We start from the raw sequence: 9,347 nt of genomic DNA on the forward strand, positions 1-9,347 counted from the left end.
CTGCTTGCAGCGATGAGAGGGGCTGTGAGGGTCGCATGAAAAGATATCGATCTCCGTCGCCAAAGTGAATGTCTTGTACCCCGCCATCTCTGATCCGTGATTCCAAGTCAGTGAGCGATAAAGCTCTTTGGTCAACTTGCGTGCCTGTTCGATCAACGCTTGAATGACTCTGGGACTGTCCTTGTTGTCAACCTTTACCAGAATCTGCAATCAGGTCGCCTTCTATTAGCTTGCATCACCGAGAGGCTAATGGCCCGGAACGGCCCTGTCTTCAACTTCCGCAGGTCTGTCACGGATCGATATCGCATCGTTGAACTTACCCAACCCGCTGCGTTTTAGCGTGGCGTGGCGGGACCGGCGAATGGATCGTGTCGCTCATAGATGAGCCAGAAACTCCTTCTTAAGTACGCCGCGCGTCTGGATAAAAAGGCTTCGGTAGATCGTCTCATGCGAGACGCGCTTGTTCTCATCCACTGGATGTTCGCGCATCAGCCAACCTGCGATTTGTTGCGGGGACCACTTGCGGATCAGTTTGGCCGATATAGCACGGCAGAGATAGTCATTGCCTGCCAACTTGCAGGGCTTTGGGCGGTGGGCACGATCCCAGGCAGCTGTATCAGATTGGTTTGCACGATAGCTTTGGGTGCCGACATTGCGCCTGACTTCACAACTGATGGTCGATGCTGACCGCTTCAGGGATCGTGCAATTGAGCGCAGGGACACCTTCGCACGCAGGCCTCTGGAAATCTCTTCTTGATCGATCAGAGGGAGAGCGAAGCGCGATCTCACGCGGTCGGTGGACGGATGCCGCCAGTACGCGCGAGGAGTGGATAGATTGACGATGATGCTCGGTCAAAATCAAGCCTGATCGAACTCATCGACTCTCCGCGTTGCCATCTGTCCCAAATCTCTGACGTCTGCTTATCCGTAAAAAATACTCGGCGGCGATACTTCATAATGTTCACTCCATCTTTGACTAAAGATTAAAGGATTGCGTCGACCAGTTGAAACCGCCCGACAAAGCCGCCGTTTGATGTTCCTGCTCTAAGGTGGATAGACGGCTCGAAGCGGACCTGCTGCGTCCCTCAGCCCTGAACTTGGGCTAACTCACATAAAGTAACAAACAGGCCTTGCCTCCGGACGAGACCGGCGCTGGCGATGCAGGACGCCGCAACTGTGAATTCTGGCACAATAAGGTTTCTGCACCGGGCGACACGCGTGTTATGAACGAGACTGGTAGACATATGGGAGAGACGTATGAGGATCGCAGTGATGGGCGCAGGCGCGCTCGGAGGTTACTTTGGAGCACGTCTGGCTGCGGCCGGAAACGAAGTTGTCTTGATCGCAAGGGGTGCGCACTTGGCAGCGATTCAGGAGCGAGGCCTGAAAATTCTGAGCCCGCGCGGGGACTTACATATGTCTGAGATCGCGGCAACCGACGATCCCCGTTCAGTAGGACCGGTCGACGTGGTTTTGTTCATGGTCAAGAACTATGACGTTGAAAGCGGGGCGCAAGCTATTGCTCCAATGCTTAAGTCTGACACGATGGTTGTGACTTGTCAGAATGGTGTCAGCGCCCATGACCGGCTTGGCGCAATCATCGGCATGCAGCACGTGGTACCGGGCGTGGCGCGCATCCCGGCCGACATTCCCGAACCCGGCGTCATCAACCATTCGGCAATGTGGGACACGCTCTCATTTGGCGAGTTGGATGGCCGGGTCACCCCGCGCGTTGCGGCCCTTCGTGATGCGATCATTGACGCGGGTGCGACAGCCGTGATTCCGGACAATATTCTGCACGACTTGTGGGTAAAATTCATCTCTCAGGCGATGCTGGCCAGCATCACAACCCTGACGCGGCTTGATATGGGGCCGCTTCGGAACAATCCAGACAGCCGCGCGTTGTTCCTTGCTGGGATGGCAGAAACCAATCGGGTCGGCAGGGCGATGGTGCCGGACTTGCCCGAAGGCCTTGTCGAGCAAACTTGGAAAACCATCTCAACTTTGCCGGACACGATGCATGCCTCGATGCTCGACGATTTGAGAGCCGGCAAGCGGCTGGAGGTTGACTACTTGAGCGGGGACGTGGTGCGACTGGGCCGCCAATACGGTGTTCCGACGCCGATCCATGAGGTGTTCTGGTCGACGCTCCAGCCCTTTAAATATGGGTCTTCCGGATAGTTGCCTGTGGTTTCCACATAATCGTGTAGCCGATCAAAAGCATACCTGTGTTGGTTCAGGTGAGGGATGGGGGCAGCAGGTTTCAACTACTCCTTGAAGGGCACTCGCTACCGCATCCTGAAATTTTAGTGCGCCCCTACTTCCCGCCGTCGTTGTCATCGATGGGCGAACCTCGTTGGGTGTTTTCGGATGACCGTCAACCCGACTTTGCAAAGGGCGTTTCCAGCGCATTGCCGTCATTGAGACAAACAGCAGCATCCGTCTTATGGGCTCAAACCCGCCGTTCGCTGCATCTGCGCCAAAGTCTGCTTTTCCCTCCCTTCGGGCGACTGCGGTCTTATCTCGTTAGGCGCGAAACTCGCGATACAAGGCGTCATCGGTGGCGGGTTGCCGGCGCCGAGTAGCGAGATTTGGCGTCATGATTAAATTATTTTCAGAAAGGCCCGACGGAATTGCACGTGGAACACGTATAATGGTTGTAACAATCGCATTGGACCTATCATGAAACCACCCTTCGCCATTTTCGCGCTGTGCGCGTTCTGCGCCACCGCTGCAACTGCTGAGACTTTTTCATCCGACGTTTGGGCGGACAATTGGTTCGAGTTGCGCATAGACGGCACGCAGGTCGCGCAAGACAGTGTGCCGATCACGACGGAGCGGTCTTTCAATGCAGAAAGTTTCACGTTTGAGGCCGAACGCCCATTCGTGGTGGGTGTTGTGGCCAAAGACTTTAAAGAAAACGATACAGGTTTGGAATATATAGGAACGGGGCGCCAACAGATGGGCGATGGCGGGTTGATCCTTCAAATCCACGACGCAGCCGGAAAGACCGTGGCCGCCAGCTCCGCAGAATGGGCATGTGAGGTCATCCACACGGCCCCCTTGGATAAATCCTGCGAGGCGTCCACAAATCCCGTGGCTGGCGAAGGAGCTTGCACATTTGACGCTATGGACGAACCCGCAGGCTGGGACACAGCATCCTTTGACGCATCCGATTGGCCACAAGCCGACGTTTATACTGCCCGCGAGGTCAGCCCAAAAGACGGCTACGACGCCATCAGCTGGGATCCAAAAGCCGAGCTGATCTGGGGACCCGACCTTGAGCAAAGCAATACCTTCTTGTGCCGTATAACTGTCAATTGACCCATACTTTAGGAATCTGCACTATGAACCGCACAATTATCCTTCTGGCCTGTCCGCTTTTCATCGCCGTTGCTAGCCCTACACTTGCCCACGACGACCGCTGCGATGCTGTGGCCGCTTCTGTCGCGGATGCGGGCTTTGCCGAGAGCGTGACCGTAACCTGCACCGACACCCAAGCCATTCTGACATCTGACACCTATCCCGATCATGACATGATGACGGGCATCGTCGGTACTAACGAACAAGTGCCCGTTCCCGCCGAATACCCCGCACCTGTCCTTCTCAATCCCGTCTTTTCGGGAACACCGCTAACCCGCGATGCGGCGCTCGGCGTGGCGGTCAACGGGGTGCCGATTTATGACTACACTGGCGGCGGTGAAATGTCGGAAGCTGATCTGGCGCACCATCAGGCACAACACGACACGCTACAAACGGACCAATTGGACGTGTGCGGCGGGCACGCTGGTCGTGGCGATGACTACCACTATCACGTCGCGCCGACCTGTATGATCGCGCAAATGGCCAATGCGGGACCAGAAGCAATCATCGGCTGGGCATTTGACGGCTTTCCGATCTATGGCGACACAAACCCCGATGGCAGCACCATTGAAGGGGGTGTACTGGATGTTTGCAACGGGCAGACCGACGACGCATTTGGCTACCGCTACAACACCTCACAAGACGCGCCCTACATCGTGCAATGCCTGATGGGCGAGCTGCCGAACTTCAATGATTTGCCCCGTGTACGGCCTCTATCAGCTGCCAGCGGCGGCGGCGCACAACCAGGGCGCCCGCCTCAAGGTGGCGTCCAAAATCTCGTCTTCACGCAAAGCGCCGATGGCAGCCGCAGCATGGATTACAGCTTTGAAGGCGAGGAATACTACATCCGCTACAGCCCCGCAGCTACGGAAAACTGCTACGACTACACCACCAAAACCGTGACCAACAATGGGGACGTCATGGTAGGGGAGTTCTGCCGATGACCCTGGCACTTCGCTCGTGGGTACTCGCTCCGCTGACGCTATGCGGCATTTGGGCGGGTGCGGCGACCGCCCAAGACACTTTTACATTGACAAGTTCGGCCATTGTGAGCGGCGGTGACCTGCCAAGCGATCTAAAATGCAGTCGCGACGGGGGGAATGGCCTCTCGCCACCGCTCTCATGGTCAACGGTTCCCGAAGGAACGCAGAGCCTCGCAGTCATCATGCAACACTATCCGCGCGGCAAAATCGCAGGCACCGACGCGCCCAGCCAATACTGGCTCTTGTGGAACATCCCCGCAGACACAACCGCCATTCCGCGCGGGAACCCAACCTCCTTGGGCGATGAAGGCGCGGACAAAGATGAGAGATTCACAGGGTACACACCGCCTTGCTCCCCACGCGGCGCACGTCACGAATACACCATCACGCTTTTCGCGCTGAACGCGGCCCCAGACACATTGCCCAGCAACGACAGCCTGCAGGTGGACTGGACCGAAATGACACAAGCCATCGGGCCGCTTGTAATCTCGTCCTCATCATTCACATTCTGGAACTAAATCGCGCCGAAACTGGACGTTCGCCGCGACACACAAAAAATCGGTTATAACGGGCTCTTTCCGGCCGTTCGCCGCACACTGCACCGAGGTCGGCTATGCGGACATGAAAATTAAATCGACGGAGATGAGGTTACTCATCCAAGTAGTCGGCCATCGGCGTCAATGGACCGCATCGGGCGAGTATATGGGTTTTTTCATAAAGGCCGACGGGCGCACCGCCGAAGCATGCGCCCGATCATGGAGAATCGCAGCAAAAAGCGAGGTCAATTAATTTTGCAGCTGGCAAAAGGGAAACACTACCCACGCCTGCTATGCTTGACCACACTTCATCTGCCCTAAATGACGCTTAGTCTCAGCCCAAGCGTTGCGCCAATTGCTCCGCTGTTTCGTTGTAAGATATCTGCAACATCCGAATATCTCTATGCCCCACAACCCGCGCCATACTCAACACGTCGAGCTTTGACGCCATCCGCGTGATGGCCTCGTGCCGGCTATCATGAAACGTCAGGTTCTTGATCCCTGCCCGATCGCGCACGCGCCGAAACAATACGTCCAGATTGGCACTGGTCAGGGCAAAACACGCCCCACCCGCCACTACATTAGGTAGCCCCTTCAGAAGCGCCACAGCGGCGGTTGAGAGCGGCACAGATCGCCAGTGCCATTCTTGGTCATTTCCAACTTGGCAACGCGCATAGCGCAGCAACGCATCCCGCATGGTCTCGGTCGATCCCGAAACCTCCCCTTCTAGAATCAAGAACTCTTGGTGCGCGGCCCAGTCTTTGGCATCAACCCGCTTCTCAAATGACTTTGATTTTCGTATAGCTTGCATGGCAACTTGCGCCTGCCATTTGCCAGTTTGCAACTTTTGCAAGGGACGCCATTTCAAATCCTCCCACTCGGAAAATTCGTAATGACATGTCAATTTTAATGGATTTTAGCGCATTTCAGTACGAAATGCCCACCATAAATCCCTGCATATCCTTATATAAATAAGGAACTTCACTGATTAAGGGGAAAATATTGGTGCGGTCGAGAAGGAACGTTTTATTAATTATTTCATTTGGTTGCAAATAAATTTCGTGAAAATTCGTAATTTCGTTTGGTGAAATAATTTTGAAATGAACGAATTTCAATCTTACCCCGCAATGAAACTTTCTCGCTGTTTAGCTATCTATTGGCTCCAGTCTTAATTTCATCAATGTCGGCGAAGGTTGTGCGCTGCAGCGTTTTAGCATGGTGTGAATGTCTGGATCGAGCAGTTCGTCTAGGTGGCTCCGTGGGGTGAAGTCCGGCTTCCTCCGCGAGCGCATTTGACTGAAAACTAGGGTCCACGCCGAGCGTCGACTTTTAATTGAGAATGAGGAGAACGGCGCACAAAACCTATTTGTGCCGAAAATCCGTGCGTTGAGTTGGCTTTTGATTTGGCCTCACGGCGTCCTTAGATAAAACGGTTTGAAATTCAATCGTCCTGAGCAATACTGGGAAAATACACCTCGCACCGCCAATTCATTTTTTTGCCACCCTCTCTACCCCTGTCTTAAAGGAGAATAGCCATGTTTACACTTCGCTTTGCTCTAATAATTTCAACAACCTGCGCGCTAATTTCAACATCCGTAACCGCACAGGAAATGCAAGCCAGTGAAGACCTGCTCGAAGAAATCCTTAACAAGGACAGCCCTTACTCGCCCTATGTGAATCGAGATTTTCCAGAGCGTCCCTTTTGGGGAGACAGCCACCTTCACACGTCCTTATCCATGGATGCAGGGGCGTTTGGCAATCGGTTGGGCCTAGACGAGGCCTATCTATTTGCGCGTGGCGCGCAAGTGACAGCCTCCTCTGGCCAAGAAGTACGCCTCGCACGTGCGCTTGATTGGCTCGCAATCACCGACCACTCCGACGGCATGGGCATGATCGATGATATGATTTCGGCCGCCCCCGCGATCACCCAATTTGAACAGGGCGCGAAATGGTCCAAGGGTGTGCGGGCCGGCGGTGAAGAGGCCGTCGCAACAGCTCTCGATTTAATCGGCGCGTTTTCTCAGGGAGAAATTGAACCCGCTTTGTTGAACAATTACTCCCCCGGTGCGCGGCGCTACGCAACCATCTGGGAAGACGTGATCCTCGCGGCTGAAAAACACAACACTCCAGGTGAATTCACAGCTTTCATCGGGTTTGAATGGACGTCCCTTGCGGCCGGAAACAACTTGCACCGAAACGTCGTTTTCCGAGATGGCGCCGACCGCGCCCGCCAAGTAGTCCCTTTTACAACGGTAGCCCCTATCGGAAGTAACGACCCGCTCGACCTCTATAAATACCTCGAAGTTTACGAGGCCAAAACCAATGGTGCGGCCATCACATTTGCCCACAATGGCAACCTCTCAAATGGCGTAATGTTCCCAACCGAAGAGCAATTTACCGGCCGCAAACTCGATCAATTCTACGTCGAGCAACGGGCCAAATGGGAACGCAACTACGAGATCACTCAAATCAAGGGCGACGGCGAAACCCACCCCTTCCTGTCACCGGATGATGAATTCGCAGATTACGGCACGTGGGATGTTGGCAACCTTGATCTTTCGGCCGCCAAAACAGACGACATGCTTGCCGGAGAATATGCTCGTGAAGCGCTCAAAAACGGAATGGTTCTTGAGGAAAAGTTCGGCACCAACCCCTACAAATTCGGGATCGTCGGCGCCACCGACTCCCACACCTCCCTTGCCGCGATCGAAGAGGACAACTTTTTTGGAAAACACGCCGGCTATGAACCAAGCCCCGAACGCCTGACGCATCCCTTCATGGAAAATGAAAACGGAAAACTTTCCAGCTGGCAACAGGTTTCCAGCGGCCTCACCGCGGTTTGGGCCAACGAAAATACCCGTACCTCATTATTCGACGCAATGGATCGCAAGGAAGTTTACGCCACAACAGGCCCGCGCATTTCGGTGCGCCTTTTCGGCGGTTATGATTTTACCACCGAAGACCTGAAAACGCGCAATATAGCAAACGTCGGTTATGACAAAGGTGTGCCAATGGGCGGCGATCTCAATCAACCTCAAGATGGCCAATCCCCGACCTTCCTCGTTGCGGCCCTGCGCGATCCAATCGGAGCTAATTTGGACCGGGCCCAAATCATCAAGGGCTGGGTCGATGCCGATGGCATCACCCACGAGAAAGTCTATGACGTGGCGTGGGGAGATGCGCGCCAATTGGACGCGAGCGGAAAATTACCCGCCGTGGGCAATACCGTTGATCCAGCAACCGCAACATGGAGCAATTCCATCGGCTCGGCCGAATTGGTAACCGTCTGGACGGACCCAGATTTCGATCCAAATGAACGCGCGTTTTATTACACACGGGTTCTCGAAATCCCTACGCCGCCATGGTACCTTTTTGATGTCCTCAAATTTGGCTCAGAAATCCCCCCAGAAGCTCCCCTCGCGCAGCAAGAACGCGCCTACACCACGCCGATTTGGTTTACCCCAAAAGAATAGTCAGTGTTTCAAAAAGCTATTAAGAGGCCCTGCGAGGGGCCTTTTAAATTCCGGGGCTAGTCCGAAAAATTTATCCTGTCTAACGTCAGCGCGAAGGTTTGAACATCTCTCAACCTTCTCCATGAATTAAGGGGCCGCTATGATGGTAGTCCCACATTGAGTTACACCACCAGCTCAAGTTTTAGGCGCTGCAACGGGCCGCTGCAACACAAGCTTCAAATTTCTCTGCTGGTGTCTTGTATTGCAAGGTCTTTCTTGGCCCCTCGTTTATCGCCGCCGCAATCGTCGATTATGACATCATCTCAGCGGTAGCGCATATGGACTTCGTCGGCATGGGAGTTATCAGGCGGGGTCGCAAGCATTTCGCCTTGTAGGTGCCACTGCGCCGCCAATAGTTCGAAACCACTTGGGCGGATCACCATCTTGTTTGGTAGTTGTCCAACATCATTTCTTCCGTGCTTCTCGGTTAGGAGACTGAAAGAACTGATGTCACTTTGATGTCAAAAAACAACTATCAGCCAGCAATTGGTTGTTTTTATTGTATTTTATTTAAAAATTGGTGCGGTAGAAAAGCAACGTTCAATTTTTTATTTCAACAATTTGTGAATAAATTTCGTGAAAAATTCGTAATTTCGTTTGGTGAAATAATTTTGAAATGAACGAATTTCAATCTTACCCCGCAATGAAACTTTCTCGCTGTTTAGCTATCTATTGGCTCCAGTCCTAATTTTCATCAATGTCGGCGCAGGTTCTGCGCTGCAGCGTTTTAGCATGGTGTGAATGTCTGGATCGGGCCGTTTGCGACATTGATAGGTGAGTGATTTGGTCCATTTTTTGCACCATGCACATTTCGACTTAAAGGGCGGCGGGCTCAACTGATCGACGCAACACACTGGGCGAACTTCTCAGCTGGGGTTTGATATTGCAAGGTCTTGCGGGGTCGTTCGTTCAACTGTCTGGCAATAGCGCTGAGTTTGGCTTGCGAATGAACC

The 9,347-nt window shown here is 53.7% G+C and carries 7 protein-coding genes and 3 pseudogenes; 6 read left to right on the top strand and 4 right to left on the bottom strand.

The genetic code is table 11. From position 1 onward, the window contains the following. Nucleotides 1-210, bottom strand: a pseudogene (locus tag AB9F29_RS20825) (IS30 family transposase); the annotation flags it as partial. A gap of 171 nt (nt 211-381) precedes the next feature. Here AB9F29_RS20825 and AB9F29_RS20830 point away from each other — a divergent pair. Next, nucleotides 382-687, top strand: a complete 306-nt coding sequence (locus AB9F29_RS20830) for a hypothetical protein (RefSeq protein WP_369757117.1) — start codon at nt 382-384, stop codon at nt 685-687. A gap of 15 nt (nt 688-702) precedes the next feature. Here AB9F29_RS20830 and AB9F29_RS20835 read toward each other — a convergent pair. Then, nucleotides 703-789, bottom strand: a pseudogene (locus tag AB9F29_RS20835) (hypothetical protein); the annotation flags it as partial. A gap of 468 nt (nt 790-1,257) precedes the next feature. Between AB9F29_RS20835 and AB9F29_RS20840 the strand changes: the two are divergent. The 4 genes from AB9F29_RS20840 to AB9F29_RS20855 all read left to right on the top strand — a co-directional run bounded on the left by AB9F29_RS20840 (nt 1,258) and on the right by AB9F29_RS20855 (nt 4,864). Then, entirely contained in the window at nt 1,258-2,181 is a 924-nt protein-coding gene (locus AB9F29_RS20840) for a ketopantoate reductase family protein (protein WP_369757111.1), read from the top strand. A 501-nt stretch (nt 2,182-2,682) separates the two neighbouring features. Beyond that, nucleotides 2,683-3,324 (top strand): PEBP family protein, encoded by a 642-nt coding sequence (locus tag AB9F29_RS20845; RefSeq protein WP_369757112.1) that lies wholly within the window; start codon nt 2,683-2,685, stop codon nt 3,322-3,324. A 23-nt stretch (nt 3,325-3,347) separates the two neighbouring features. Then, nucleotides 3,348-4,307 (top strand): YHYH protein, encoded by a 960-nt coding sequence (locus AB9F29_RS20850; protein WP_369757113.1) that lies wholly within the window; start codon nt 3,348-3,350, stop codon nt 4,305-4,307. Next, nucleotides 4,304-4,864: a YbhB/YbcL family Raf kinase inhibitor-like protein gene (locus AB9F29_RS20855; RefSeq protein ID WP_369757114.1), complete on the top strand. Its 561-nt coding sequence runs from the start codon at nt 4,304-4,306 to the stop codon at nt 4,862-4,864. Before AB9F29_RS20850 ends, AB9F29_RS20855 begins: the two co-directional genes overlap by 4 nt. Before the next feature lie 352 nt (nt 4,865-5,216). Here AB9F29_RS20855 and AB9F29_RS20860 read toward each other — a convergent pair whose 3' ends face one another. Beyond that, on the bottom strand, nt 5,217-5,750 hold the full coding sequence (locus tag AB9F29_RS20860) for a tyrosine-type recombinase/integrase (protein ID WP_369757115.1): 534 nt from the start codon (nt 5,748-5,750) through the stop codon (nt 5,217-5,219). Between the two features lie 667 nt (nt 5,751-6,417). Between AB9F29_RS20860 and AB9F29_RS20865 the strand changes: the two genes are divergently transcribed. Then, nucleotides 6,418-8,355, top strand: a complete 1,938-nt coding sequence (locus tag AB9F29_RS20865; protein ID WP_369757116.1) for a DUF3604 domain-containing protein — start codon at nt 6,418-6,420, stop codon at nt 8,353-8,355. Nucleotides 8,356-9,226: 871 nt separating this feature from the next. On the opposite strand, the pseudogene AB9F29_RS20870 reads toward AB9F29_RS20865, so the two are convergent. Next, nucleotides 9,227-9,347, bottom strand: a pseudogene (locus tag AB9F29_RS20870) (IS30 family transposase); the annotation flags it as partial.

Origin of the sequence: Falsihalocynthiibacter sp. S25ZX9 (assembly GCF_041205405.1) — a bacterium.
Classification (GTDB): domain Bacteria; phylum Pseudomonadota; class Alphaproteobacteria; order Rhodobacterales; family Rhodobacteraceae; genus Falsihalocynthiibacter; species Falsihalocynthiibacter arcticus.

Excerpts from the sequence above, each read along its gene's own strand:
- AB9F29_RS20830 (WP_369757117.1), top strand. The coding sequence starts at position 382 with ATGAGCCAGAAACTCCTTCTTAAGTACGCCGCGCGTCTGGATAAAAAG.
- AB9F29_RS20840 (WP_369757111.1), top strand. The coding sequence starts at position 1,258 with ATGAGGATCGCAGTGATGGGCGCAGGCGCGCTCGGAGGTTACTTTGGA.
- AB9F29_RS20845 (WP_369757112.1), top strand. The coding sequence starts at position 2,683 with ATGAAACCACCCTTCGCCATTTTCGCGCTGTGCGCGTTCTGCGCCACC.
- AB9F29_RS20850 (WP_369757113.1), top strand. The coding sequence starts at position 3,348 with ATGAACCGCACAATTATCCTTCTGGCCTGTCCGCTTTTCATCGCCGTT.
- AB9F29_RS20855 (WP_369757114.1), top strand. The coding sequence starts at position 4,304 with ATGACCCTGGCACTTCGCTCGTGGGTACTCGCTCCGCTGACGCTATGC.
- AB9F29_RS20865 (WP_369757116.1), top strand. The coding sequence starts at position 6,418 with ATGTTTACACTTCGCTTTGCTCTAATAATTTCAACAACCTGCGCGCTA.